Here is a 24,921-nt window from a genome sequence, read left to right on the forward strand (position 1 = left end):
ATCCTGTCGGGTGGTTGGGCGGGGGAGCGGGCCGGAACCGGCTTTCTCAAACCTACTCTGGAGCCAGTAAATTATGTAATCTAAAGAGAGTCTTTACCTTGTTGGGCGCAGGAGGAAGCGACAAAGTCAGGAAAGAATAGTCGCCCATCGTGCCCATTGCCTCCGCCCAGTCCATTGTCCCTGATCGCGATCCCGTGATGACTGCGGACGCGATCTGCCGGATCGACCGCCTGACCCATGTCGCGCGCGCGCTGAGCCAGGAGGCGCAGACGATCCAGGCCAATCTGGCCAATGCGGAGCGCCGGTTCCAGGCGACCTTCCAACACGCGCCGGTCGGCATTGCCCATGTCGCGCTCGACGGCAGCTTCCTGACCGTCAATCCCCGCTTTGAGGAGATTACCGGCTATCCTGCCGCGATGCTGATGCGGCTGGGTTTTCAGCAGATCACCCATCCCGATGATCTGGATGTGGATGTCGCGCTGCTCGGACGGCTGCACCGGGGCGAGTTGCAGCGCTATACGCTGGAGAAGCGCTATATCCGCGCCGACGCATCGCTGGTCTGGATCAACCTCACCGTGGCGCTGGTTCGCGACGAGCGGGACGCGCCCGAATTCTATGTCGCCGTGGTCGAGGATCTGTCGGAGATGCGGCAGGCCCATTTCGATGCGATCCATGATCCGCTGACCGGCCTGCTCAACCGCCGTGGCTTTGTGGTGCGGGCGCGGGCCTTGTTGCGGCAGGCAGCCGAGGTGCATCGCGCCGTCAGCCTGATCTATCTCGGCCTCGACGGGTTCAAGCAATTGAACGACAGTCGCGGGCATAGCGCCGGCGATCGCTGCCTGGTCGAGGTGGCGCGGCTGATCGAGGATATGGTCGCCACTCGCCATGTCGTGGCGCGAATGGGCGGCGACGAGTTCGTGCTGCTGGTCGACGAGGAAGGCGTGGATCTGGGGGAGGCGCTGCGCGTCGAATTGATGACGCTGGGCGGCGCGCATGGCGGGGTCAGCGGCAGCTTTGGCCTGGTGACCTTGATCCCCGACGATGACACCGAACTGGACAGCATCGTGGCGCGCGCGGACGAGGCGATGCTGGCGGCCAAGCGCGCCGGCAAGAATCAGCTGGTGACCACCGCGCTGCTATAATCGGCACGCACGAAATAGAGACCGTCCGGCGGCGCGTTGAGCGCCAGCCGGGCGCGGTCGCGTGCCTCCAGCGCATCGCGCAGGTCATCGGCGCTCCAGCGGCCCATGCCGACCATGGCGAGACAGCCGACCATTGAGCGAACCTGATGATGGAGGAAGGATCGCGCCTCCGCCCGGATGGCAATGCGATCGCCCTGTCGCTCCACATCCAGCATCGCCAGCGACTTCAGCGGACTGGCCGCCTGGCAATGGACCGAGCGGAAGGTGGTGAAGTCATGATGACCCACCAGTATCTGCGCGGCGTCATGCATGGCGTCGGCATCGAGCGGCTGGATCACCCGCCAGGCGAGCCCCGATTCCAGGGTCAGCGGCGCGCGGCGATTGGCGATGCGGTAGACATAAGCGCGGCCGGTGCAGCTGAAACGGGCATGCCAGCCCGGCGCGACTTCCTCGCAGGCGAGGATCGCGACCGGATGGGGCCGCAGCTTCGCATTGATCGCCTCCATCAGGCGAAAGGGCGTCAGCGGCTTTTCGACATCGGCATGGGCGCGCATGGCCAGGCCATGGACGCCGGCATCGGTGCGGCCGGCGGCGTGCAGGATCGCGCGCTCGCCGGTGACGGCATGGATCGCATCCTCGATCGCTTGCTGGACGCTGGGGCCATGGGCCTGACGCTGCCAGCCCATATAGGGACGGCCGTCAAATTCGACGGTGAAGGCGAAACGGGCCATCGGCTCAGGCGTCGACCCGGCTGCCGGTGGGCATGTCGAAGCCGCGCAGCAATTCACCCGCCGACATCGCCGCCTTGCCCGCGCGCTGGATCAGCGTCGGACGGATCGCGCCATGGCCGCAGCCGATCAGCAGGCTGTGATCGAGCAGTTCGCCCGCCGGCCCGGCATGATCCTCGACCGTGGCGGCGAGGATGCGGAAGCGTTCGGCGCCATATTCGAAGAAGGCGCCGGGGAAGGGGTTGAAGGCGCGGATTTGGCGCTCGATCTGATGCGCGTCGCGGCTGAAATCGATCCGTGCCTCCGCCTTGTCGATCTTGGCGGCATAGGTGACGCCCTCTTCAGGCTGGACCACCGGCGGATGGCCGGCAAGATCGTCCAGCACATCGACCATCAGCTCGGCACCCGCCTGCGCCAGTTCTTCGGTCAGTTCGCCGGCCGTCTTGTCCTCGACCGGGGTGACATGCTTGGCGCGCATCGGGCCGGTGTCGAGTCCGGCCTCCATGTCCATGATGGTGACGCCGGTGACATTGTCGCCGGACAGGATCGCGCGCTGCACCGGCGCGGCGCCGCGCCAGCGCGGCAGCAGCGAGCCATGGATGTTGAGGCAGCCATGGCGCGGCATCGCCAGGATCGCGCGCGGCAGGATCAGGCCATAGGCGGCAACCACCGCGACATCGGCGTCGAGCGCGGCAAATTCGGCCTGCACCGCCTCGTCCTTGAGCGAAACGGGCGTGCGCACTTCTATCCCCAGTTGCTCGGCACGGGCCTGCACCGGGGAGGGGCGCAGCGCCTTGCCACGGCCGGCCGGGCGGGGTGGCTGGCTATAGACGGCGACGATGTCATGCCCGGCCTTCACCAGTGCATCGAGCGCTGGAACGGCGAAATCGGGGGTGCCCATGTAAATGATACGCATAGTTTTTTCCGCTTCCCGCACCAGCCCGCTCCCCCACCCGGCCGCCCTTCAAGATACTGCCGTTGGGTGGCCGGGTGGGGGAGCGGGCTGGCACCGCATTTGAAATCTGCCTGGGGCCTATTTCCAAGATCGCTCTCAAACCTCTTGTCGGGACGACTTGCAAGCCCTTATCTCGGTTCCATGGCATCCCCAGAAATCGAGACGCTGACCCAGGCGCTGTCGCGACTGCCCGGCCTTGGCCCCCGTTCGGCGCGCCGCGCGGTGCTGCATCTGCTCAAGAAGCGCGAGGGCGCGCTGGAGCCGCTGCTGCGCGCGCTGGCGGCGGTCAATGAACGGCTGGTCACCTGCCGGACCTGCGGCAATGTCGACACGGTCGATCCCTGCGGCATCTGTGCCGATCCGCGCCGCGACGCGCGGGCGCTGTGCGTGGTGGAGGATGTTGCGGACCTGTGGGCGCTGGACAAGTCGCGCCTTTTCCCCGGTCGCTTCCATGTGCTGGGCGGGCGCCTCTCTGCACTGGAGGGGGTGCGGCCCGAGGATCTGAGCATCGACGCGCTGGTCGCGCGGGTCGAGGTCGGCGGCATCGACGAGGTGGTCCTGGCGATGAACGCCACGCTGGAGGGGCAGACCACCGCCCATTATCTGGCCGAGCGACTGGAGCGCTTCCCGATCCGCCTGACCCAATTGGCCCATGGCGTGCCGGTGGGCGGCGAACTCGACTATCTGGACGAGGGTACGTTGGCCCAGGCTCTGCGCGCGCGGCGACCGCTGGGCTGAGGGACGGCCCAAAGGCGGGGGCACGCGTCTCCCGAAGTTCACGCCGTTATCGGGGTTTCTGGGCGAAATGCGCCCGCATCGCCCCTGTGACGCGACAATCGCGCTTCTGTCCCGCACCAGGAACGCCCCTATGGTGCGATCACCACGCGTCGATGGCCCGTGCGCAGTGGGCCATGACTGGGGTGGAAAGGCAGGGGGATGATGATCCATCCGGGCGGTAGATCAGACAAGCGGCGTGTAGGACAGGTCGGATGATGGACGGGAAGGGCGGCGACAGCCTGCTCTGCAATCCGTCACCCCTTTCTCCGCGTTCTGCGCGGCTCCGCCTGATTCATTTTGCGCATGGAGCCGCGAAGAACGCGGAGTGGAAAGAAGGAGGGCGGATTTGGGGTGGTTAGGGGACTGGTCCTTATCCGGTCATGCCAGCGAAGGCTGGCATGTGGACTCACGTTTGAAGTGCAACATGTGACTGACATTGAGAGAATGCCTCGGCGGGCGTTTTGAAGTCGAGGCATTTCCTGGGCGTATGGTTATATTGGTGGGCGGCAGCGAGAATGCTTGCCTGATCGATGGCGTCGAGGTTGGTTTTGCGCGGCAGGAAGCTGCACAGTCGCCCGATGGCATTTTCGATGCCACCTTTTTGCCAGGGTGACCTGACGTCGCAAAAATAGGTCTGGATGCCGATCCGGTCAGCCAGTTGGTGATGCTGGGCGAACTCTGGGCCATTGTCGAAGGTGATGGTGCGACGCATGGCTTGGGGCATGGCCATGAGCATGCAGGCAAGATGCTGCGCTGTAGTCTGGGCCTTTCGATCACGGGGCCGCTGGATGATCGTGAACCGCGAACTGCGCTCATGGGCGACCAGGATGGACTGGCCATATTGGGCAAAGAGCATGAAGTCGGCTTCCCAATGCCCTGGCCTTTGCCGGTCCTGAACCTCTGCAGGGCGCTCGCTCAAAGGGCGCCGATGCTTGATGATATCGACCATGCTGCCACCGAAACGGCCAGGACGGCCGCGCTTGTGCTTGGCCCGCGGCAACAGGCAATGCCAGTAATCCTTCTGTGCAGAGCGGTGATAGATGAAGCGATAGATTGACTCTGGACTGATGAGGGTGCGACCATTTTCCAGCGTCAACCGGCCGGCGATCTGTTCGGGAGACCATCCCATCGCAAGGCCGTCTCTCACCCGGTCGCGCAGGTCTGGTTGGCGTTCCAGCTTGAAGCGGCAATCCCATCGTCGTCGACGCTCGGCGAGATGATGGGCGCGCACTGGCTCGTAGCCGCCAGGCCAGGCCTTCGTCCTGACGCTGTTGCGCCGCAGTTCGCGACTGATCGTGGACGCTGAACGCCCCAGACCCGTCGCTATACTTCTTCGAGATTTACCGGCTGCATGCAGCCGGTAAATCTCGATCCGCTCTTCAAGGCTGGGCTGGCCATAATCTTCTCCCATCGCGGCAACATCCTAGGCCGCGTTGACAGAATGCTTCAACCATAGTCTTGCTGCGGCGAGGTTGAGGAAGCTGAGGTAGGATAGCGCGGTTTTCTCGAAGCGGGTTGCGATGCGGCGTTGGTGTTTGAGGAAGCCGAACATGCGCTCGACGCGGTTGCGATCGCGATAGCGGCGATAGTCGGGGTGCTCTGGTGCCTTGCGGTTGGAACGCGGCGGGATGACGGGCAGGATGTTGTGCAGGAGCAGGTTCTCGCGGAAACGGTCGCCGTCGTAGCCCTTGTCGGCGAGCAAGGCCGCAGGCTTTGGCACCGGCATGGCCATGAGGCTATCGACACCGCCGTAATCGGAAGCCTCCCCGCCCGTCAGGTAGAAGCCGAGAGGGAGGCCTTGATTGTCGCAGCGGGCGTGGACCTTGCACGTAAAGCCACCGCGTGATCGACCAAAAGCCTGCGCACAAGCCCCCCTTTTCCGCCCACGGCCGAGACATGACCGCGAACCGTGGTGCTGTCGATCATGTGCTGCCAATCGTCGGTCAGGCCGAGATCGACCAGAGTTTGCAGCATGGCATCCCAGACGCCTTGCCCGGCCCAGCGCCGGAACCGGACGTAGACCGAGTTCCACTTTCCATAGCGCTCATGCATGTCGCGCCAGGGGCAGCCAACCCGCAGGACGTGCAACATTCCATTGAGATAGCGCCGGTTATCTCCGGCCGGGCGAGCATGCCTGCCACGCTCGGGTGGGAGCAGCGGCCCGATCAAATCCCATTCTGCGTCGCTCAGGTCGCCGCGATCCATGCTTGCCCTTCCAAAAGGAAGGCTTGAATCAGAACTTCACCGGCTTGGAAATCCCTTTTGTCAACGAAACCTAGGGTGACGGAGTTGGGTGGTGGGTTCAACGGGTTGCGGCAACACTTTAATCTTTTGAGGAAGATGGAGTGTCTCGATGAAGCAGCGTCGTCGGATCTATTACACGGCCAGCCAGCGAGCGGAGATATGGGATCGCTGGCAGCGCGGGGAATCGATGAGTTCGATCGGGCGAAGGTTTGATAGAGAGTCATCGTCGGTATTTTCGGTGATTTCGCCGACCGGCGGCATCCGGCCCGCCGATCGCAAGCGTGGCAGTCGTGCGCTGAGCCTTGCCGAGCGGGAGGAGATATCGCGGGGCCTGAGCGTCAGTGAACCCTTGCGTGCGATAGCACGGCGACTGGGCCGCTCGCCCTCGACGATCAGTTGCGAAGTCAGGCGTAATGGCGGTGTCGCACGGTATCGGGCGACGGCGTCCGATCAGGCGGCATGGGACCGTGCCTTGCGGCCCAAGCCCTGCAAGCTGGCTTGCTCGCCGTCACTGGCACAGGCAGTATCGGCCAAGCTGCGCCGCCAATGGTCACCGGAACAGATTGCGGGGTGGCTCAGGCGCAGCTTTCCCAAGGAGCCCCATAGGCAGGTGTCGCACGAGACCATCTACAGAAGCCTGTACATACAGGCACGCGAGGTTCTGAAGAAAGAACTGCTGGAGCATCTGCGCGCCCGACGGACCATCCGCCGGTCGCGGCACGCCAGCCTCAAGCGCAATGGCCTCGGACAGATCAAGGATGCCGTGTCGATCAGCGAGCGGCCCGCCTCGGTCGAGGATCGCGCCATTCCCGGCCACTGGGAAGGCGATCTGATCGGAGGCACGAAGAACAGCTACATCGCCACGCTGGTCGAACGGCATTCGCGCTATGTGATGCTGGTCAAGGTCGCCAACAAGGATACGAGAAGCGTCGTGTCGGCGCTGATCAGGCAGACGCAGCGCCTGCCGCGCGAACTCTACAAGTCGCTCACCTGGGATCGCGGCAAGGAACTGGCCGATCATCCGCGCCTCTCACTGGCTACCGATGTCGAAGTCTATTTCTGCGACCCGCAATCGCCTTGGCAGCGCGGCTCCAACGAAAACACCAACCGCCTGCTACGGCAATATTTCCCCAGAGGAACCGATCTGTCGCTATACAGCCAGGCCAAGCTGAGTGCCGTTGCACGGCAACTCAACGAACGGCCAAGGAAAACGCTCGAATATCAAACGCCCGCAGAGCGTTTCCAAGCATGTGTTGCCGCCACCCGTTGAACCCACCGTGGATTTCGGATGGTAAGATTTTGGCATTGGACCATCGTAAAATGACATCATTCAAGCTATGGACTGATAGAAATATCGGAGAGCTGAATGGAAAAGACGTCCGTTGGAATGGGGCTTGGTTGTCTATCTATTGTGCCTGCCACCTTCATTGGACTTGCTGCCTTAACTGACGGCTTGGGGCAAACCGGATGGCGCGGTTGTGCGGAAATAATTGGCTGGATAGCTGTTTGCATAGCAGTCAATTTCGGTTTGGTGCTGCTGTTTACACCGGCCGGATGATCAAAATGTTGGCGATATGCTGTCGGTATTTTAGCTGTTGGTGGTTTTGCGTTTGTGACCAATTGACTTGCTCTGGATGCGCGGATGGGTGCGAAAATCGCTTTCACATCCAGCCTTCAAGGCATCGGTAGTATCGCGGTTATTGGTGCAGCATTGGCAATCTCATATTTCGTTGTGACTACACGGCGCTAAGCGATGACAGCGGTCTGTCCGCAACCGTGAAGGAGCTTTGCTGTTTCGAACGGCAGTAAATGGTCGTTGGCCGCCCTACCCACATCCGTCATGCCGGGCTTGACCCGGCATCCCACTTTTCTATGAAATAGATAAAGAAGCGGGATCCTGGCTTAAGGCAGGGGGGACGATGATGGGTAGGGCTGCTCTTGGTCGAAATCCGTTGATCCCTATCGGCGTTATCCTGGCGAAAGGCTCGCCTGGACTCGTCGAAGGATCCGGGATCCGTTCTGTGCTACGAGGGCGCGCTGAATGGATCCCGCATCTAATGCGGGATGACGGCCGGTTTGGCGGGCGATCTTTGGCTTTACCAGAGCACGCCGTCGACCGGCTGGACCGGCGGAGGCCCTTCGCGGCCAAGCGTGTCGCACATGTCCGCCTCGATCGTGGTGGTGATGCTGTCGAGCGGCAGGTCGTGGACGTCATTGCCGAACGGATCGACCAGGTCGTCGCCGATCTGCAGCACGGCAAGATACATGAAGCCCGCGGCCGCCGATCCCACCGGGGTGGCGATGCCCAATGTCTCGACCAGGCCGATCGGCAGCAGGATGCAGAAGAGCCGGGTAAAGAATTTGGGGAAGCTGCGATATTGGGCGGGCAGCGGCGTGTTCTTGATCCGCTCCATGCCGCCCTGCGCGTTCGACATGTCGACCAGCAGCCGTTCGATCTGGGTCTGCTGGATGCTGTCGATCCAGCCATCCGCGCGCGCCTGTTCGACCCGGCGACCCGATCCGTCGAGCAGGCCGTTGGCGGGGTTACGGCGGCCCAGTTCCGGAATCTCCTCCGGAATCTCCGGGCCGGCGAGCAGGCGGCGCACATCGGGCGCCGGATCGATCCGGCGGAGCTGGCAGCGCAGCGCTTGGACATAGGCGATATGGCGTTCGACCAGGGTCTGACGCAGGTCCGCCGTTTCGGCCCGGTCGGGGATGAAGTTCATCACCGCGCGTGCCCAACTGCGCGAGACATTGACCATCGCACCCCACAGGATGCGGCCTTCCCACCAGCGCTGATAGGCGGAGTTGACGCGGAAGCCGAGTACCAGGGCGAGGGCGGTGCCGAAGATGGTGAGCGGCAGGGCCGGCGCCTTGAAGGGCGAGATGAAGTAGAAGATGGTGACCGCCAGATCCCAGAAGAACAGCGCGATCAGCGCGCGCCACGCGGTCTGGAAACTCTGGCGGATACGTGGGGCACGTCCGACGATCATAGGGGAAGCGGTTCTCTACAGGATCAGGCGATGTCCGTGCCGTCGGCTTCATCCAGTTTCAGCCAGGCATGGCGCAGCGCCATGCCGCCGATGATGCCAACCGCCTTGAGGATCGTCGCATAGATGGTGGGGGTGCTGTCGCTGATCGCCAGCCAGGCGCAGGCGAAGCAGAGCGCCATGGCGGCATAGATGGGCAGCGCCTCGATATCGTTCCAGGCAAGACGCTGATTGGTCTTGGGCGTGGGCGCGGCGCGCGTTGCGGCGAGCGTGCGGATCATGGCAGTCCTTTCCGAAATGGAGCCGACGGGCGGCCTTTGTTCGAAAAATGATGCGACGCACAAGCGACGGTCAACGTGGTCCACGCCATGCAAGCCAGCCTTGCGGTAGCGGTAACGTCAGCAAAATTCCGTCGCATTTCCGTGCCGTTTGGGAGACGTGGCAATGTTTTCACACGGAGCTGCAACCTTGCGCCTATTGCAATGCAGCGTAACGCGCATAGCTTTTTGCGCATGGCCGATCGCTATGCTGAAATCCTGTCCTTCGTGAAAATTGCCGAATCGGGCAGCCTGTCCGAAGCGGCAAAACGACTGGACCTGTCGCTTGCCGCGACCAGTCGCCGCCTGTCGCAACTGGAATCGCGGCTGGGGGTGATGCTGGTGCGCCGCAACAGCCGGCACATGACGCTGACGCAGGAAGGCCAGATCTTCTACGAGAAGGCGGGGCAGGCGCTGTCCGACATCGACCAGGCGGAAAATGTCGTGATGCGCAACGCCACCGAACCTGTCGGAGCATTGCGCGTGGTGACGACGCTGCATTCGGGCCGCAGCCGGCTGGCGCCGCTGTTCCAGCATTATGCGACGCTGCACCCGGAGGTGGCGGTGCATCTGGAGGCGGCGGGGCAGGCAGCCAATATCGTTGAGACCGGCCATGACATCGCCATCTGTTTCGATCCGCCGCCCGACAGCGGCCTGATCATGAAGCGGCTGGCCGACAATCCGCGCATGCTCTGCGCCTCGCCCGAATATCTCAGCCGACGCGGCGTGCCGCGCACGATCGAGGATCTGGCCAGCCATGACCGCATCGTCATTGGCGGCGGGCAGGATATGTGGCGCGCGATCGACATGGATATGGGGCGGGACAACCGGGCGAGCCGGGTGCTGAGCACCAATGATGGCGAACTGGCACGGCTATGGGCGCTCAACGGCGCCGGTATCGTCATCAAGTCGCTATGGGCGGTGTCGGACGATCTGGAAGAGGGGCGGTTGCAGACGGTGCTGCCCGCTGTCGCGCTACCGGAATCGCCGATCGTCGCCCTCTATCTGCCGGCGCAGGGGGACAGCGCCAAGGTGCGCAGTTGCCTCGACTTCCTGGCGCGCCATCTGAAGCCGGCCGAGGCGACCCCGGCCGCCGCCTGACCCCATTTTGAAAATGCGCGATCGGCGCGATCGACTGTCTGCGGACCGTCGATCGCGCCGATGCTGATTCACGGCGGCCCGCTTCCGCAGGAGCGCATCCATCCGCCTTGTCCATCGACCTGTCAGGCCAATTTGTCTGACAAGTACTGTGCGCACCAATATTGGTTTGACCAATATATTGCGCTGGCCTGATCTGTCGGTTACAGACTTTTGGAAATGTGGAGTCGAGTCCCGCAATGTGGGCTTTGATGTCGGTGCAGTCGGGCAAACCGGCGCATCGGCCGATGGCTCCTGGTGGCAGCTTTGGAACACAGGATCGGGAGAGGTTGATGAAGGGTCAGTCGAAAATGGCCGTCGTGATGGCGAGCCTGCTGGTTGGCGTCGCATCGGGGACGCTGGCGGGCGTGGCCCATGCGCAGGCGCAGGATATGGCGGCCGGCGACATCATCGTGACGGCGCAGAAGCGCGAGCAGAATGTGCAGGATGTGCCCTTGTCGGTGCAGGTGCTGGGCGAGGCCCAGTTGCAGGCCAATGCGGTGCAGGATTTCAACGATCTGAGCCGCGTGTCGCCGTCGCTGAGCATCCGGCCGGCGGAAAATCCGGCGAGCGCCAATGTCGCGATCCGCGGTGTCGGCACACTGGCCTTCAGCCCCGGCGTGGAGCCGAGCGTCGCGGTCATCCTGGACGATGTGGCGCTGGCCTTCCAGTCGCGCGCCTTCACCGATCTTTCCGATATCGAGCGGATCGAGGTGCTGCGCGGGCCGCAGACGACGCTGTATGGCAAGTCGGCCTCGGCGGGCCTCATCAATATCGTGTCCAAGGCGCCGACCAAGACGCTGACCGCGTCGGTGCGCGGGATGATCACCACCGATGACGAGCAGCAGATCGGTGCGGTTCTTTCCGGGCCGCTGACCGACACGCTGGGTTTCCGCACCAGCGTCAACTATGATGATTTCAAGGGCAATTCGCGCAACCTGGCCGATGGCAAGACGCTGAACGGGCGCCGCTATTTCTCCACCCGCAACAAGCTGCGCTGGAACCCAACGGCCGAGTTGCAGGCCGATCTGGCGATCGATTATGCCGATGGGCGGACGACAGCGACGCGGCCCTTCATCGAACTGGGCGACAATGCGATCCTGCGTGGCAATCCCGCCTTCACCCAGGATGTGTTCGCGCCGGGCATCACGGTCGACAAGGACAATACGGACGTGTCGATCGATTTCCCGACCGGCAACACCTATAATGACTTCGCCCAGTCGCTGCGGCTGAGCTATGATACGGGTGGCCCGACGATCATGTCGATCACCGCGCATGACCGCTACAAGTCGCATGACTGGTTCGACAGCGACGATTCCGCGATCACCAGCTTCCAGAATTTCCAATATGGCCATTTCGACAGCGAGCAGTTCAGCCAGGAACTGCGGCTGATTTCGCCCGGCAAGGACCGGTTCCGCTATACGCTGGGCGCCTATTACAGCAATGTCGACATTGGCCGCGACTTCTATCGCGGGCCGCTTTTTTCCAACGCCAATTGGGACGCGACCAATGGCAGCGACCTGATCGCGGGCTTTGGCCAGCTGGAATATGATCCGCTGCCCGGCACGACACTGATCGCCGGTGGCCGCTACAGCCGGGAAAAGATCGATTATGTGTTCACCGATCTGGCGGCCAGCCGGGTCTATGCGGGACGCAGCAGCGACAGTTTCGGCACCTACAAGCTGGGCATCAAGCAGGATGTCGCGCGCGACATGAACCTCTATCTCACCTATGCGACCGGGCATAAGGGGCAGGCCTATGACATCTCGTCGGGCTTCAACCAGGCGCGCGCCGATGCCGGCCCGGTGAACCCGGAAAAGTCCGATAGCCTGGAACTGGGCTTCCGGTCGCAGTTGCTGGATCGCAAGGTCACGCTGAACGTCACCGTCTTCAATTCCAACTTCCGCGATTTCCAGACCCAAGCGGTGGAAAATCTGGCCGACGGGACGCAGAATTTCCGCCTGACCAATGTCGGCAAGGTGCGCATCCGGGGGCTGGAAATGGAAACCAGTATCCGTCCGGTGGCCGGGCTGACGATCAATGGGTCGCTGACCTATCTGGACGCCAAGTTCAAGGAATTTGCCGGCGCGGCCTGTTATGTGAACCAGACCGCGGCGCAGGGATGCGTTGGCACGCCGCCGCGCCAGGATCTGAGCGGCAAGGCGATGCTGATCTCGCCCAAGTGGAAGCTGGCGGGCAATATCGATTATGCCCAGCCGCTGGGGCAGGGGCCGCTGGAACTGGTCGCGCAGGGCGCCGTCACCTGGCAGAGCAAGGTCGTGCCGCTGGACCAGAATCCGCGCACCATCCAGCCGGAATATGCGATGGTGAACATCGCGCTGGGCCTGCGCAGCGCCGACAAGTCCTGGCAGGTGATGGGCTTCATCAACAATCTGTTCGACCAGCATTATCGCTACCTGATCAACGATGTGTCGAACCGCTACGGGACGACGGCGATCCAGGGCTATGTGCCGCGTGATTTCCATCGTTATGGCGGCATCCGCCTGAGCTACAGCTATTGAGCTGGCGGGGTGCCGGACTGGGCCTGACCGCGCTGATCGGCGCGGCTGGCTCGGCGGGCGGCGCGGCGCCCTTGCCCGACATCTACGTGCTGGCCGGCCAGTCCAACATGTCGGGGCGGGGCGCCTTGGCGGACCTTACCGAGCCGGAACGGGCGCCGGTGCCGGGCGTGATGATGCTGGGCAATGACGGCATCATCCGGCCGGCGGTGGAACCGATCGACAGTGCGCAGGGACAGCAGGACATGGTGTCGGCAGACCGGCTGGCGGCGGTCGGACCGGGCCTGTTCTTTGCCCGCGCGCTGATCGCGCGGCAGCGGCGGCCGATCATCCTGATCCCCTGCGCCAAGGGCGGCAGCGCGATCGCGCGCTGGCGACCCGGCGGGGATCGGACGACGCTCTATGGCTCCTGTCTGGCGCGGGTACGATCGGTCCGCGGACGGCTGGCCGGCATCCTCTGGTATCAGGGCGAGAGCGACACGGAGAATGGGACGGCGGCAACGGGCTATGGCGCTGCGCTGGCCGATCTGGTCGGGCATTTCCGGCGGGATCTGGGACGCGCAGACCTGCCGTTCATCTTTGCGCAGATCGCCGATCGGCCGGCGGCGTCGGAGCATGTCGCGCGCTATCCGGGGTGGGCGATGGTGCAGGCGGCGCAGCGCGACATCGCCCTGCGCTGCGCCTATATGGTGCCGACCGGCGGCCTTGCGCGGCAGGCGGACGAACTGCATCTGGTGACCGATGCCCAGCGCCGGCTGGGCATGGCAATGGCGCGGGCGATGATGGCCTTGCAGGCGGATGGATGCGGGCGCTGAGGCGCGCCCGCCGCCTTACAGTGTCTTTTCGTAGACCTGATAGATCTTGTTGACCCTGGATTCGATGGCGTCGGCGATCGCGTTCATGCCCTGATTATCGTCCAGCACCCAGCCGATCTCGCCCCGCGTCGCGCTGTAATGGGCCAGGGCGTTGCGGCGGATATATTCGATCATCATGAAGGCGAGCTGGCTGGCCATGCGGGTGGATTGCAGCCGCTGGACCACGCCCATCAGCGGCACGCGCATCGTGCGCACCTGCGGCTTGCGCAGCCAGCGCAGCAGCTTGATCCAGCCGAACGGGAAGAGCGAACCGTTGAGCGGCTTCAATGCCTCGTTAAGGTCGGGCAGGGTCATCATGAAGGCGACCGGTTCGCCTTCCAGCTCCGCGATCATGATCAGATCCTCGAACACCAGCGGCTTCAATTTCTTGCCGGTGAAGGCGACTTCGGCGTCGGTGATCGGCACGAAGCCCCAATTCTTGCCCCAGGCGTCGTTGAGGATGCCCAGGATGATCGCGGCTTCCTGATCGAATTTCGACTTGTCGACCTTGCGGATGGTGATGCGCGCACTCTTTTCGCCGGAGGCGACGATGCGCTCGATCAGCGGCGGGAAATTCTTGGTGATGTCCAGTTCATAGGTCTTGAGCTGCTTGACCGGCTGATAGCCGGCGCCTTCGACCATCGGCTGATAGGCGGCGCTGTTATGGCCCATCATCACCGTCGGCGGATGGTCATGGCCTTGGATCAGCAGGCCGGGTTCTTCCCAGATCGACAGCGAGATCGGGCCGAGTACGCGGGTCATGCCCTTGGCCTTGAGCCAGCCTTCGGCCGCGGCGATCAGGGCAGCGCCGGTTTCGGCATCTTCCGCCTCGAACAGGCCGAAATTGCCGGTGCCCGGCCCCATGCCCTGTTCGACCGGCTGGGCCAGCGCCAGCTTGTCGAAATGCGCGGAAATGCGGCCGACCACCTTGTTTCCGCGCCGAGCGAGGAAATATTGAGCCTCGGCATGATCGAAGAAGGGATTCTTGCCCGGCGTCAGCAGGCCGTAGACTTCGGACTTGAGCGGCGGCACCCAATTGGGATCATTGGCGTAGAGCCGCCAGGGCAGGTCGACAAAGGCCTTGAGATCGGCCTTGGAGGAAACGGGGGTGATGAGGAGATCGGTTGATGCCACGGCGCAGGCCCTTGAAAAAATGTGTCGAGCAGTTCGGCGCTTGTTTGCGGAATGTCAATCTCGGGCCGGGGTCGGGGCGCTAAGAGTCGGTCTGGAAATGCGCGTCTTGCGCATCTGTACCGGCCCACACCCCCAACCGGGGTGAATATGTCACGTTGCTGCCACGATTGCAGCGCATTTGGAGTGTAGGGAAGGCAGCATGACTGTGCATGATCCCATATTGGCCGCCGCGTCGCGCACGCGGTCGGCTATACCCGACGATACGAAGATGCTGCGCGCTGCCGCGGATCTGACGCGCACCCTGTCGACCGCGAACCCGGCCATCTACTGGCCGGACATGCTGGCGTCGGCGCTGATCGGCTATGGCGCGCTGGCCGGTGCGATTCTGGCCCAGAATGTGGCGATCGCGATCGGCTGCGCCCTGTTGTCGATGATGGCGCTCTATCGCGCGGCCAGCTTCATCCATGAGCTGACCCATATCCGCAAGGGCGCGCTGCCCGGCTTCCGCTTCGGCTGGAACCTGCTGGTCGGCATTCCGCTGATGATCCCGTCCTTCCTGTATGAAGGCGTGCATACCCAGCATCATGCCCGCACCCGCTATGGCACGGCGGAAGACCCGGAATATCTGCCGCTGGCGCTGATGAAGCCCTGGTCGCTGCCCCTGTTCATCGTCGTCGCCGCGCTGGCGCCGGTCGGCCTGATCCTGCGCTTTGGCGTGCTGACGCCGCTCAGCCTCCTCATCCCGCCGCTGCGGCGCAAGGTGGTGGCGGAGTTTTCGGCGCTGTCGATCAATCCCGCCTATCGCCGCCGTGCGCCCGAGGGTGAGTTTGCCCGCATGTGGCATTGGCAGGAAGCGGGTGCCTGCCTGTTCGCGCTGGCGCTGGTCGGCAGTGTCTTCGCCTTCGGCTGGAAGCCCTTGCTGGTCTATATGGCGATCCATTCGGCGATGACCGTCATCAACCAGCTGCGCACCCTGGTCGCGCATCTGTGGGAGAATGAGGGCGAGGCGATGACCGTGACGGCGCAATATCTGGATTCGGTCAATGTGCCGCCGCCCGGCACGCTGCCCGAACTGTGGGCGCCGGTCGGCCTGCGCTATCATGCGTTGCATCACCTGCTGCCGAGCGTGCCCTATCATAATCTGGCGGCTGCCCATCGGCAGCTGATGGCGACGCTCGACATCGACTCGCCCTATCGCCAGGGCAATTACACCGGCATGTTCCCGCTGGTCGCCAAGATCGCCCGGAGCACGATGCACGCGCGCTGATCGCGGTGAATCGGGACAGGAAAGAAGGCCGGTGGAAACGCCGGCCTTTTTTTGTTGGCGGATGGGGGGGGCGGGGTGCGTGGCGACCGTGGGGCGACGCTTTTGCGGCGATCAGGTGGTCGTGATCCAACCGGCGAAGCGGTGATCGGACCTGGCTTCCAGATCAGGGAATGTCCGAGCAGGAAAGCTGCGCACCGGGGACGTCGCGAAAGCCCACCCCGCTGCGACTAATGCGCTTCGCGCATAAGTCTCGCTGCCCCTCCCGCCAGCGGGAGGGGAATGGCGGGAAACCACCCCTTGCAGACCTTGGGTCTGCTGATAATCAACCGGTATGAGCCCAAGAGCATACATCATCTTCTTCCCCGCATCGGTAGCAAGCGGGACGGTCGATGAAATGCTTCGGGTGGCTGCCGAATTGGGTGCTATCTCAGTGGGAACCAACGATCGCGAACATTTTGTTGTTATCGAGCGATCAGTCGATCTTGAGCGTTTCGACCGGCTCGCCTCCGATTGGCAGAAGAGCGAAATGGTTGTCGTTCGACCGCTCTAACTACAGTCTCCAAACCACCCAAATCCGTCCTTCCTTCTTTCTCTCCGCGAAGAGCGCGGAGAAAGGGGTATGAAGGACTGAAAAACTTAGCCACCCCAACTTCTTCGCCCCAGCGAAGGCTGGGGACTCAGGCGGCGGCAGAGGGCGGGCGTCTCGCTATTCGTTGACGTGGCGTGCGCCTGCCTGAGATGCCAGCCTTCGCTGGCATGACGGGATTTGCCAGCCCTTGACCACGCCTATTCCTCGGTTCTGAACAGCACCGTCTCGCCGAGCAGCAGGAAGAGGAGGAAGGGCGCCCAGGCGGCGAGGATCGGGGGGTAGGCGCCCAGATTGCCCATGGCGAGCGAGAAATTGTCGGCGACGAAATAGGCGAAGCCCAGTGCCATGCCCATCACCGCGCGTAGGAAGAGCTGGCCCGAGCGGGCGAGGCCGAAGGCGGCGACGGAGCCCAGGATCGGCATCAGCACGGCCGAGAGCGGCCCGGACAGCTTGTGCCACAGGCTGCCTTCCAGTTCGGCGGTCGGCCGCCCGGCATCGTGCAGGTCGCCGATCGCCGCCTGCAACTCGCTGAAGGTCAGGGCGTCGGGATCGACCTTGGCCAGGGTGAACTGGTCGGGACGGATGTCGCTGCCGAAGCGCACGGTGCCGACATTCTGGAGCGTGCCGCGGGCGACGTCGAACTGGCGCGCGCCTTCCAGCACCCAGCTTTTGCTGGCGGCGTCATAATGGCCCTTGGGCGCGGTGATGATGGTGGTGAGGCTGTTGTTGATGCGGTTGAAGATCTCGACCTTGCGCAACTGCACGTCCTGGCCATGGCCCGCGACGATCGCCGCGGTGACGAGATTATTGCCGTCACGCACCCAGGGATTGGTCTTGATGCCGCTGTCCGCAGGCACCGGGCCGAAGTCGACCGCCTGCCAGGCGCTGAGCATCGCGGTCGAGCGGGCGACGATCCGTTCGTTGAAGGCGTAGCTGAGGACCGAGACGCCGAGCGCGGCGGCGATCAGCGGGGCGAGGATCTGCTGGGCGGAGAGGCCCGCCGCCTTCATCGCGATGATCTCGCTATTCTGGTTGAGCGTCGCCAGCATGATGAGGGTGCCGAGCAGCACCGAGAAGGGCAGGAAGCGGGCGACGATCTGGGGGGCGCGCAGGCCGACATAATGCCAGAGCTGAGCATCGCCATTGCCCGGATAGGCGAGGATGTCGCCCGAATTGCCGAGCAGGTCGAGCATCTGGAGCACGACCACCAGCATCGCCAGCACGGCGAGCGTGCGGGTCAGGAACAGCCGCACCATGTACCAGCTGACCTGGCGCGAGGGGAAGAAATCGAACTGCATGGGGTCAGGCTGCTCCTTGCGCCGGCTCGCCGCGCCGCGTCACGAAGCGCAGCAGGCGGCCGATCTGCTTGCCGAGCTTGGCGAAGGCATATTCCAGCGCCGCGATCGGCTGTCCGCCGGGGCGGTGGGCGATGACATGATACATCCAGAAGATCAGTCCGGACGCCAGCAGGAACGGCCCCCATAGCGCGATGATCGGATCGATCTTGCCCAGCGAGCCGATGCTTTCGCCATATTGGTTGATCTTGTGATAGGTGACGATGAAGACGATCGAAAGGAACACGCCGAGCGCCGAGGTCGAGCGCTTGGGCGGGATCGCGAAGGCGAGCGCGGCCATCGGCAGCAGCATCATCATCACCACTTCGACCATGCGGAAGTGGAAGTTGGAGCGGACCTCGTTGCGCAGCTTGGTCGGCGTGGCGGGATCACGCCCCATCGAGAAGAGTTCGGGCAGGGTCTTTTCCCGGTCGACGTCGCGGCCGCGGAAATTCTCGATCTGCGGCAGGTCGATCGGCAGATCATGGCTGGAGAAGGAGAGGATGCGCGGCGTCTTGTACTTGGGCGCGTCGTTCACCAGCACGCCGTCGCGCAGGCGGAAGATGATGGTGTCGGGATCGTCGGTGGCGAGGAAGGCGCCCTGGGCCGCCGTGACCGCGACCGACTGGCCATCCTTGCCGACGGCGCGGACGAAGATGCCGCGCAGGTTGCGTCCTTCGTCCAGGCTGCGTTCGATCCGCAGGGTCATGCGCTTGCCCAGGCTGGTGAACTCGCCGACCTTGATCGACGCGCCCAGAGCGCCCGAGCGCAGTTCGAAGCGCAGCGCCTCATAGGCATGGCGGGACAAGGGCTGGACCCAGCCGACGATGCCGAGGTTGAGCAGGGCGAGGGCGAAGGCGAACATGTAGGGGACGCGCAGCAGCCGGCCATAGGAGAGGCCGACGGCGCGCATCACGTCGAGTTCGGACGAGGTGGCAAGCTTGCGGAAGGCGAGCAGGATGCCGAGCATCAGCCCGATCGGAATGCCGAGCGAGAGATATTCGGGCAGCATGTTGGCGAGCATGCGCCACACGACGCTGACGGGGCCGCCTTCGGCCGCGACAAAATCGAACAGGCTCAACATCTTGTCGAGCACCAGCAGCATCGCGGCGATCACCAGGGTGCCAAGCAATGGCAGCGCGATCAGGCGGGCGAGATATCGGTCGATGGCAGTCAGCATTTCTCTATGTCGTCGTCCCATCACCATGTTTTGGCCGCAAACCCCGCCCATATGCGAGTCAGCTAATAAAAGAGTCGCGGGGCGAACAGGGGCTCGCCGTCCGATCACATCGGGCGGCTATAGCTTCCAGGAGTCTGATGGTCATGTTGAAAGTTGCAATGGGTCTGATGCCGGTGGCGGTTCTGTTGGCCGCAACGCCTGCCTTGGCCCATGGTCAGGAAATCACGAACGATCTGTCCCGTTGCGCCGCGTCGGCCAAGGGGCCGGCGGTGCTGGTCGATGTGCGCGGCTTTGCCGAGGCGACCGGCCGCGTGCGCATGCAGTCCTATCACGCCACCAAGGCGAGCTGGCTGACCAAGGGCGAATGGCTGAACCGGATAGACACCGTGGTCCGCCCGTCCGAAGGCGGCATGCGATTCTGCATGCCGATCCCGGAGCCGGGCAAATATGGCATCGCCGTGCGGCACGACCGGGACGGCAATGGCAAGACGGACATTTCGCGGGATGGCGGCGGTTTTTCGAACAATCCGTCGATCAACATCTTCAATCTGGGCAAGCCGTCGGTCGACAAGGCCGCCTTCTATGCTGGGCCGGGCGTGACCCGGATCACCATCAACCTCAAATATATGTAAGGTCGTCATGGTTCGCGTCGCGCTCCTGTCCAATCCCAAGTCCACGGGCAACCGGCAGACCCTGCCGCGCGTGCGCAGCTATTGTGCCAACAACCCGGACATCTTCCATTATGAGGTCGAGCATGTCGACCAGATCGGCCGCGCGCTGCAGACGATTGCGCGGGTCGATCCGGCCGTCATCGTCATCAATGGCGGGGACGGGACGGTGCAGGCGGCGCTGACCGAACTGTATCAGGGCGAGCATTTCTGCGGTCGGGTGCCGCCGATCGCGGTGCTGCCCAATGGCAAGACCAACCTGATTGCGCTGGACCTGGGCATCCATGGCGACCCGATCAAGGCGCTGGAGCGGATCGTCGAGATCGCCAAGTCGGGGCTGGGCGACCATGTCGTGCAGCGCGAACTGATCGCGCTGACCGACGGGCAGACGACCCGTCCGGTGCTGGGCATGTTCCTGGGCGGTGCGGGCCTGGCCGACTATATCCTCTATTGCCGGGACAAGATCTATCCGCTGGGCCTGTCCAACGGATTCAGCCATTTCCTGACCGCGCTCGCCGTGCTGGCGTCGCTGGTTTTCGGCATTCGTGCCCGATTTCTGCCACAATCCAGCCACCCGGTCAGCATCTCGCTGATGCGCGAGGGGCAGCTGGCGGGGCGCTTTTCGGTCTTGATCGTGACCACGCTGGAGCGGCTGCTGCTGGGCGTCGATCCGGGTGACAGCCGTCGCGGCAACATGAAGCTGATGGCGGTCGACCAGAGCGTCTCGGCGCTGTTGCGCCTGGTGTGGGCCAGCGTCTTCCGCCGGATGGGCAAGCAGCAGATGCAGGGCATCCATCTGGAGCAGGGCGACACGATCCGCATCGAGGGTGCGCAGAGCAGCGTCATCCTGGACGGCGAAATCTTCCGCGCGTCGGAAGGTAAGCCGATCCTGCTGCGCTCGACCGAGCCGGTGCCCTTCCTGCGCCTGGCCGCCTGAGGTCGGCTGGGCGGCGGGGGCTGTTTCGGCGCCCGCTGAATGGTTGAGATGGGTGGGCACAAGACATTCCTCCCCGGCACAGGGAGGGGGACCGCTCGCGTAGCGAGTGGTGGAGGGGCACAGGCCGGATAGCGCAGCGCTAAGAGGCACCTGCCCCTCCGTCAGCGCTTCGCGCTGCCACCTCCCCGTTCCAGGGAGGAACGTCCGCTTCTGGTCGCTTCACGACAATCTGGACTGGCCCTCGCCCCTAGTCGCTTGGCACCGCCACTTCGACCGCGCCGGGGGCGATCTTTGCCGTGACGGGTGTTTTGGCCAGGACTTCGCCGTCGATCGATATCTTTTGCGGCGGGTGGCAGGCGAGCTTGAACTGGCGGCCGTGAAATTCCTCCGTATGGGCATTGCGGTCGCGCAGCTTCACAAATTTGGCATACCAGTCCCAGGCGAGGCGCGGCTTGGAGCGGCCGACGACCGCCTGGATCACGATTTCGCCGGTATCGACGGCGGCATGATCCGATAGCTCGACCCCGCCATGATAGGGGCCGTTGAGGATGCGCACTTCGGTCGACCACAGGCGCCGTTCCTTGACCCCGTCGTCGATGGTCAGGCGGAAGGCGCGGAAGCCGACCGAGCATTTGACCGCCCAGAGCAGATAGCCGATGCGGCCGAGATAGCGTTTGAGCTTGTGCGGCACGGTCTGGCCGATCATCGGCGACAGGCCCAGGGACGCGGCATTCACGAAATAGTCGCGATCGATCATGCCCAGATCCACGCGGCGGCGCTGGCCGGTGGCGATGGCGCGGACCGCGCCGTCAAGGTCAAGCGGCAGGCCCAATGTGCGGGCGAAGCTGTTGGCGGTGCCGAGCGGCAGCACGCCGAAGACACAATCCTTGCCGACCAATTCGTCGACCGTGCCCGACATGGAGCCATCACCGCCACCGACGATGACCATCGGCGCGCCGCTCTCCACCGCCTGGCGGACGGTGGCGGCCATCTGTTCGGGATCGTCGACCGCATGGGCGGCGATCAGCTCGACGCCGGCGGCTTCGAGCTTTTCCCTTGCCTGATTGAAATTGTCCTGGCCGCGTCGGCTATGGGCGTTGACGACGAGGATCGCCTGCCGGGGGAGCGTTTTCGTTTCCATGCCGCAATAACACCGTGCGGCGATTTCGGGTCCATCGGAAACGAATAGCGATGGATTCGTTGGGGAGGCATGGCCCGTATCGCCCATCTGTCCGACATTCATTTCGGCGCGCATGATCCGCGCATCGTCGACGCCGCCACCGCCTGGCTGGAGGAGCGCCGGCCCGATCTGGTCGTCATCAGCGGCGACCTGACCCAGCGGGCGCGGGTGGAGCAGTTCCGGGCGGCGGCAGCTTGGCTGGGTCGCCTGCGCGCGGCGGGGCTGAAGATCCTGGTGATCCCCGGCAATCATGACGTGCCGCTGTTCGACGTGGTGCGACGCTTCGCCCGGCCGCTGGCGCGCTACAAACGCTATATCAGCCGCGACCTCTGTCCCTTTTACGAGGATGACGAGGTCGCGATACTGGGCCTCAACACCGCCCGGTCGCTGACGATCAAGGACGGGCGGATCAACCATGACCAGATGGACCGGCTGCGCGAGAGTTTCGCGCAGGTCGCGCAGGCCAAGACCCGCATCCTGGTGACCCATCATCCGCTGTTCGCCATGCCGATCGGCCGGGGCGGAGAATTGAGCGAGGCGGTGGGGCGGCATGAGGATGCGGTGCAGGCGGCGTGCGAGGCGGGGGTGCATGTCGCGCTCGCCGGGCATTTCCACCGCACCTATGCGGAGGCCGCGCAGAAAATGGTGGCGCATAGCGGCGGGGCCCTGGTCATCCAGGCGGGGACGGCGACATCGACCCGGCTGCGCAATGCCGAGCCGCAAAGCTTCAACTGGCTGCATGTCCGGCGCAACAATGCGATCGAGCTGCAGGTGATCGTCTGGGACGGCAACGCGTTTCGCCGGGCCAGCCATGTCGACTATGTGCGGGAAGGCGAGGCATGGACGGGACGGGACGTGATCGATCCGCCGACGATTGGCAGTCTGGCTGTGCTACAAGGGACAGGCTAAGGCAGGAGTCTTCGATCGGTCGCAATTCTCCCTAAAAAACAATGATTCATGTTGCATCGGCGAAGCGATTGACCAAAGGCGATGGGCTTGCGGACCCAGGGAGTGTCAGTTGGTCGGATCATTGTCCCATCGGATTGTGGTGCTGTGCGGCATATTGTGCGTGGTTATGGTGCTGCTCGCCGGGCTGTTGCTCGACGGGTCGGCGCAGATGCGCGGCAGCCTGGGCTGGGTGACTCATTCCTCGCAGGTGCTCAAGACCGCGAACCGGACGCTGGGCCATCTGCAGGAAGCGGAGTCGGGACAGCGCGGTTATGTGCTGACCCGCAATCCCGAATTTGCCGAGACCGTCGCCGCCGAAATCGCCGCCGCCAAGCATGAAGCGGCCGCGCTGGTCAGGCTGACGGCCGACAATCCGCCGCAGAATGAACGGGCGCAGCAGGTGCGTGCGCTGGTGACGGAACGGGCCGCGAGCCTGGAGAAGTCGGCGGCCATGACCCGCGCGGGCGACTTTGCCGGGGCGCAGGCATCGACCGCGACCGGACGGGGCCGTTATCTGATGCTGATGGTCGAGGCGCGGGTCGGCGACCTGCTGGCCGAGGAGCGTTCGCTGTCGGTCGAGCGCATGGGCGCGGTGGAACGGCGGCTCAACTATATTCGCTGGCTGGTGCTGCTGGGCACGCCGCTGACGGTGGCGATCATCGTCATCATGGGCGTTGCGCTGATCCGCGGCATCCGCCGTCCGGTCGATGCGATGATGACGGTGATGGGCAAGCTGGGGGCGGGCGACCGCAGCGCGCGCATCGATGTCGAGATGCGGTCGAGCGAGTTCGAGCGGCTGGCCGGCGGCTATAATGAAATGGCGCGCGAGCTGGAGGCGGCGGTCGCCGACCAGGTGGACAGCGAGGGGCGGCTGAAGGTCGCCAACCAGGAACTGAGCGCCAATGCGCAGGTGCTGCGCGAACGGGGCGAGGTGATCGAACTGCTGGGCGGCATGGCCCACCGGATGCAGGCGGCCCGCACCGACGAGGAACTGGCGTCGATCATCCGGGTGTTCGTGCCACGCGTGCTGCCCGATATTCCCGGCGCCCTCTATGCCCATAATAATTCCCGCAACCTGCTGGTGCCGATCGCGGCCTGGGGCGGGCTGGAGGTCGAGCAGGCGGGCTTTGCGCCCGACCAGTGCTGGGCGCTGCGGCGCGGACAGAGCCATTATGTGACCGAAGAGGGATCGGACATCGTCTGTGCCCATGTCGGGGCCGAGGCAGACCATTATCATTGCGAGCCGTTGCTGGCGGGCGGCGAGGTGATCGGCGTGCTGTATCTGCGCGGCGTGGTGGGGGCCGAGAGCCGGTTCCGCCTGACCGTGCTGACCGAGAATATCGCGTCGGCCCTGGTCAACCATCGCCTGCAGCGCGGCCTGCGCGAACAGACGATCCGCGATCCGCTGACCAGCCTGTTCAACCGCCGCTACATGGAAGAGACGCTGGCGCTGGAGATTGCGCGGGCGACGCGCACCGGCAGCCCGCTGAGCCTGGTCATGTGCGACGTCGACCATTTCAAGCGCTTCAACGACGAGTTCGGCCATGAGGCGGGCGACGCGGTGTTGCAGGCGGTCGCGACGGAAATGCGCAGCCGCTTCCGCGACGGCGATGTCGTCTGCCGCTTTGGCGGCGAGGAGTTCACCATCATCGCGCCGGGCACGTCGGCCGTGGTGCTGGCCGATCGGGTGGAGATCGTCCGCCAGGCGATCAGCGAGTTGATGGTCAACCAGGGTGGCCGCACGCTGGGGTCGACGACCATGTCCTTCGGCGTCGCCACTTGGGAAGAGAGCATGGAGCGCGACGGCTCGACGCTGATCAAGGCGGCCGATGCCGCGCTCTATCGCGCCAAGCGCGAGGGGCGGAATCGGGTGGTGCTGGACGCGCGTGCGGAAGCGCTGTCGGCCTGACCGAGGTGGCCTGAAAGGGGTGGCGGAAAATAGGAAAGTCGCCGCTTAACTTCGCATATTTCCCGCACATTTCGACATTTTATGCCGATGGTTGGAAATTTCCTTGCGTCGT

At 64.0% G+C, this 24,921-nt stretch carries 22 protein-coding genes and 1 pseudogene; 13 read left to right on the forward strand and 10 right to left on the reverse strand.

The window, feature by feature from the left end; genetic code table 11:
* Window positions 1–197 precede the first annotated feature (197 nt).
* The gene (locus tag VHN57_RS02140) at window positions 198–1,142 is read left to right on the forward strand and encodes a GGDEF domain-containing protein (RefSeq protein ID WP_278988071.1); all 945 of its coding nucleotides are present in this window, start codon (window positions 198–200) and stop codon (window positions 1,140–1,142) included.
* On the opposite strand, the gene truA is transcribed toward VHN57_RS02140, so the two are convergent.
* Window positions 1,115–1,873, reverse strand: a complete 759-nt coding sequence (truA, locus tag VHN57_RS02145) for a tRNA pseudouridine(38-40) synthase TruA (protein ID WP_278988069.1) — start codon at window positions 1,871–1,873, stop codon at window positions 1,115–1,117. The two genes, VHN57_RS02140 and truA, sit on opposite strands and share 28 nt — an antisense overlap.
* Window positions 1,874–1,877: 4 nt before the next feature.
* Window positions 1,878–2,786, reverse strand: a complete 909-nt coding sequence (fmt, locus tag VHN57_RS02150; protein WP_278988067.1) for a methionyl-tRNA formyltransferase — start codon at window positions 2,784–2,786, stop codon at window positions 1,878–1,880.
* Window positions 2,787–2,966: 180 nt separating this feature from the next.
* Here fmt and recR point away from each other — a divergent pair, with 180 nt between their 5' ends.
* Window positions 2,967–3,563: a recombination mediator RecR gene (recR, locus tag VHN57_RS02155; protein WP_278988065.1), complete on the forward strand. Its 597-nt coding sequence runs from the start codon at window positions 2,967–2,969 to the stop codon at window positions 3,561–3,563.
* Window positions 3,564–4,008: 445 nt separating this feature from the next.
* Here recR and VHN57_RS02160 read toward each other — a convergent pair whose 3' ends face one another.
* Entirely contained in the window at window positions 4,009–5,013 is a 1,005-nt protein-coding gene (locus VHN57_RS02160) for an IS30 family transposase (RefSeq protein WP_423282569.1), read from the reverse strand.
* Between the two features lie 12 nt (window positions 5,014–5,025).
* Window positions 5,026–5,807: pseudogene (locus VHN57_RS02165) on the reverse strand (IS5 family transposase).
* A gap of 148 nt (window positions 5,808–5,955) precedes the next feature.
* On the opposite strand from VHN57_RS02165, the gene VHN57_RS02170 reads away from it, so the two are divergent.
* On the forward strand, window positions 5,956–7,116 hold the full coding sequence (locus VHN57_RS02170; protein ID WP_423282571.1) for an IS30 family transposase: 1,161 nt from the start codon (window positions 5,956–5,958) through the stop codon (window positions 7,114–7,116).
* Window positions 7,117–7,212: 96 nt separating this feature from the next.
* Window positions 7,213–7,404 carry a hypothetical protein gene (locus VHN57_RS02175; protein ID WP_423282573.1) on the forward strand — a complete coding sequence of 64 codons (192 nt, stop codon included), beginning with the start codon at window positions 7,213–7,215 and terminating at the stop codon, window positions 7,402–7,404.
* A gap of 538 nt (window positions 7,405–7,942) precedes the next feature.
* Here VHN57_RS02175 and VHN57_RS02180 read toward each other — a convergent pair.
* A complete protein-coding gene (locus tag VHN57_RS02180) occupies window positions 7,943–8,839 on the reverse strand; it encodes a bestrophin family protein (protein WP_125985258.1) in 897 nt (298 codons plus the stop codon).
* A 23-nt stretch (window positions 8,840–8,862) separates the two neighbouring features.
* Entirely contained in the window at window positions 8,863–9,117 is a 255-nt protein-coding gene (locus VHN57_RS02185) for a hypothetical protein (protein ID WP_004211015.1), read from the reverse strand.
* 231 nt (window positions 9,118–9,348) lie between these two features.
* Between VHN57_RS02185 and VHN57_RS02190 the strand changes: the two genes are divergently transcribed.
* The 3 genes from VHN57_RS02190 (at window position 9,349) to VHN57_RS02200 (ending at window position 13,624) form a co-directional block, all read left to right on the forward strand.
* Window positions 9,349–10,254, forward strand: a complete 906-nt coding sequence (locus VHN57_RS02190; RefSeq protein ID WP_010335886.1) for a LysR family transcriptional regulator — start codon at window positions 9,349–9,351, stop codon at window positions 10,252–10,254.
* A 329-nt stretch (window positions 10,255–10,583) separates the two neighbouring features.
* Entirely contained in the window at window positions 10,584–12,812 is a 2,229-nt protein-coding gene (locus VHN57_RS02195; protein ID WP_278987817.1) for a TonB-dependent receptor, read from the forward strand.
* The gene (locus VHN57_RS02200; protein ID WP_278987815.1) at window positions 12,809–13,624 is read left to right on the forward strand and encodes a sialate O-acetylesterase; all 816 of its coding nucleotides are present in this window, start codon (window positions 12,809–12,811) and stop codon (window positions 13,622–13,624) included. The genes VHN57_RS02195 and VHN57_RS02200 overlap by 4 nt, the downstream gene beginning before the upstream one ends.
* Before the next feature lie 15 nt (window positions 13,625–13,639).
* Here the strand turns inward: VHN57_RS02200 and VHN57_RS02205 are convergent, their stop codons facing one another.
* On the reverse strand, window positions 13,640–14,797 hold the full coding sequence (locus VHN57_RS02205; protein ID WP_004211020.1) for a hypothetical protein: 1,158 nt from the start codon (window positions 14,795–14,797) through the stop codon (window positions 13,640–13,642).
* Window positions 14,798–14,996: 199 nt separating this feature from the next.
* Here VHN57_RS02205 and VHN57_RS02210 point away from each other — a divergent pair, with 199 nt between their 5' ends.
* Both VHN57_RS02210 and VHN57_RS02215 read left to right on the forward strand, forming a co-directional pair.
* Window positions 14,997–16,064, forward strand: coding sequence for a fatty acid desaturase family protein (locus VHN57_RS02210; RefSeq protein ID WP_037517982.1), 1,068 nt, complete (start codon window positions 14,997–14,999; stop codon window positions 16,062–16,064).
* Window positions 16,065–16,395: 331 nt separating this feature from the next.
* On the forward strand, window positions 16,396–16,614 hold the full coding sequence (locus tag VHN57_RS02215; protein WP_423282577.1) for a hypothetical protein: 219 nt from the start codon (window positions 16,396–16,398) through the stop codon (window positions 16,612–16,614).
* A 236-nt stretch (window positions 16,615–16,850) separates the two neighbouring features.
* Here VHN57_RS02215 and lptG read toward each other — a convergent pair whose 3' ends face one another.
* Together lptG and lptF are read right to left on the reverse strand one after the other, a co-directional pair.
* On the reverse strand, window positions 16,851–17,951 hold the full coding sequence (gene lptG / locus VHN57_RS02220; protein ID WP_004211023.1) for an LPS export ABC transporter permease LptG: 1,101 nt from the start codon (window positions 17,949–17,951) through the stop codon (window positions 16,851–16,853).
* Between the two features lie 4 nt (window positions 17,952–17,955).
* Window positions 17,956–19,167: an LPS export ABC transporter permease LptF gene (lptF, locus tag VHN57_RS02225; protein ID WP_004211025.1), complete on the reverse strand. Its 1,212-nt coding sequence runs from the start codon at window positions 19,165–19,167 to the stop codon at window positions 17,956–17,958.
* Window positions 19,168–19,304: 137 nt separating this feature from the next.
* Between lptF and VHN57_RS02230 the strand changes: the two genes are divergently transcribed.
* Window positions 19,305–19,799, forward strand: a complete 495-nt coding sequence (locus VHN57_RS02230; protein ID WP_010337967.1) for a DUF2141 domain-containing protein — start codon at window positions 19,305–19,307, stop codon at window positions 19,797–19,799.
* Between the two features lie 7 nt (window positions 19,800–19,806).
* Window positions 19,807–20,772 (forward strand): acylglycerol kinase family protein, encoded by a 966-nt coding sequence (locus VHN57_RS02235; protein ID WP_004211028.1) that lies wholly within the window; start codon window positions 19,807–19,809, stop codon window positions 20,770–20,772.
* 247 nt (window positions 20,773–21,019) lie between these two features.
* On the opposite strand, the gene VHN57_RS02240 is transcribed toward VHN57_RS02235, so the two are convergent.
* Complete coding sequence (locus tag VHN57_RS02240; protein ID WP_278986341.1) at window positions 21,020–21,913, reverse strand: diacylglycerol/lipid kinase family protein; 894 nt, start codon at window positions 21,911–21,913, stop codon at window positions 21,020–21,022.
* A gap of 69 nt (window positions 21,914–21,982) precedes the next feature.
* On the opposite strand from VHN57_RS02240, the gene VHN57_RS02245 reads away from it, so the two are divergent.
* Together VHN57_RS02245 and VHN57_RS02250 are read left to right on the forward strand one after the other, a co-directional pair.
* Window positions 21,983–22,861: a metallophosphoesterase family protein gene (locus VHN57_RS02245; RefSeq protein WP_278986342.1), complete on the forward strand. Its 879-nt coding sequence runs from the start codon at window positions 21,983–21,985 to the stop codon at window positions 22,859–22,861.
* Between the two features lie 166 nt (window positions 22,862–23,027).
* Window positions 23,028–24,809: a diguanylate cyclase gene (locus VHN57_RS02250; protein WP_423285962.1), complete on the forward strand. Its 1,782-nt coding sequence runs from the start codon at window positions 23,028–23,030 to the stop codon at window positions 24,807–24,809.
* Window positions 24,810–24,921 lie beyond the last annotated feature (112 nt).

Source organism: Sphingobium salicis subsp. salicis (assembly GCF_049472635.1).
GTDB classification, from domain to species: domain Bacteria; phylum Pseudomonadota; class Alphaproteobacteria; order Sphingomonadales; family Sphingomonadaceae; genus Sphingobium; species Sphingobium yanoikuyae_A.

Bases quoted from the DNA above. Each gene is read 5' to 3' on its own strand.
- VHN57_RS02140 (WP_278988071.1), top strand. From the start codon at position 198: ATGACTGCGGACGCGATCTGCCGGATCGACCGCCTGACCCATGTCGCG.
- truA (WP_278988069.1), bottom strand. From the start codon at position 1,873: ATGGCCCGTTTCGCCTTCACCGTCGAATTTGACGGCCGTCCCTATATG.
- fmt (WP_278988067.1), bottom strand. From the start codon at position 2,786: ATGCGTATCATTTACATGGGCACCCCCGATTTCGCCGTTCCAGCGCTC.
- recR (WP_278988065.1), top strand. From the start codon at position 2,967: ATGGCATCCCCAGAAATCGAGACGCTGACCCAGGCGCTGTCGCGACTG.
- VHN57_RS02160 (WP_423282569.1), bottom strand. From the start codon at position 5,013: ATGGGAGAAGATTATGGCCAGCCCAGCCTTGAAGAGCGGATCGAGATT.
- VHN57_RS02170 (WP_423282571.1), top strand. From the start codon at position 5,956: ATGAAGCAGCGTCGTCGGATCTATTACACGGCCAGCCAGCGAGCGGAG.
- VHN57_RS02175 (WP_423282573.1), top strand. From the start codon at position 7,213: ATGGAAAAGACGTCCGTTGGAATGGGGCTTGGTTGTCTATCTATTGTG.
- VHN57_RS02180 (WP_125985258.1), bottom strand. From the start codon at position 8,839: ATGATCGTCGGACGTGCCCCACGTATCCGCCAGAGTTTCCAGACCGCG.
- VHN57_RS02185 (WP_004211015.1), bottom strand. From the start codon at position 9,117: ATGATCCGCACGCTCGCCGCAACGCGCGCCGCGCCCACGCCCAAGACC.
- VHN57_RS02190 (WP_010335886.1), top strand. From the start codon at position 9,349: ATGGCCGATCGCTATGCTGAAATCCTGTCCTTCGTGAAAATTGCCGAA.
- VHN57_RS02195 (WP_278987817.1), top strand. From the start codon at position 10,584: ATGAAGGGTCAGTCGAAAATGGCCGTCGTGATGGCGAGCCTGCTGGTT.
- VHN57_RS02210 (WP_037517982.1), top strand. From the start codon at position 14,997: ATGACTGTGCATGATCCCATATTGGCCGCCGCGTCGCGCACGCGGTCG.
- VHN57_RS02215 (WP_423282577.1), top strand. From the start codon at position 16,396: ATGAGCCCAAGAGCATACATCATCTTCTTCCCCGCATCGGTAGCAAGC.
- lptG (WP_004211023.1), bottom strand. From the start codon at position 17,951: ATGCAGTTCGATTTCTTCCCCTCGCGCCAGGTCAGCTGGTACATGGTG.
- lptF (WP_004211025.1), bottom strand. From the start codon at position 19,167: ATGCTGACTGCCATCGACCGATATCTCGCCCGCCTGATCGCGCTGCCA.
- VHN57_RS02230 (WP_010337967.1), top strand. From the start codon at position 19,305: ATGGTCATGTTGAAAGTTGCAATGGGTCTGATGCCGGTGGCGGTTCTG.
- VHN57_RS02235 (WP_004211028.1), top strand. From the start codon at position 19,807: ATGGTTCGCGTCGCGCTCCTGTCCAATCCCAAGTCCACGGGCAACCGG.
- VHN57_RS02240 (WP_278986341.1), bottom strand. From the start codon at position 21,913: ATGGAAACGAAAACGCTCCCCCGGCAGGCGATCCTCGTCGTCAACGCC.
- VHN57_RS02245 (WP_278986342.1), top strand. From the start codon at position 21,983: ATGGCCCGTATCGCCCATCTGTCCGACATTCATTTCGGCGCGCATGAT.
- VHN57_RS02250 (WP_423285962.1), top strand. From the start codon at position 23,028: ATGGTGCTGCTCGCCGGGCTGTTGCTCGACGGGTCGGCGCAGATGCGC.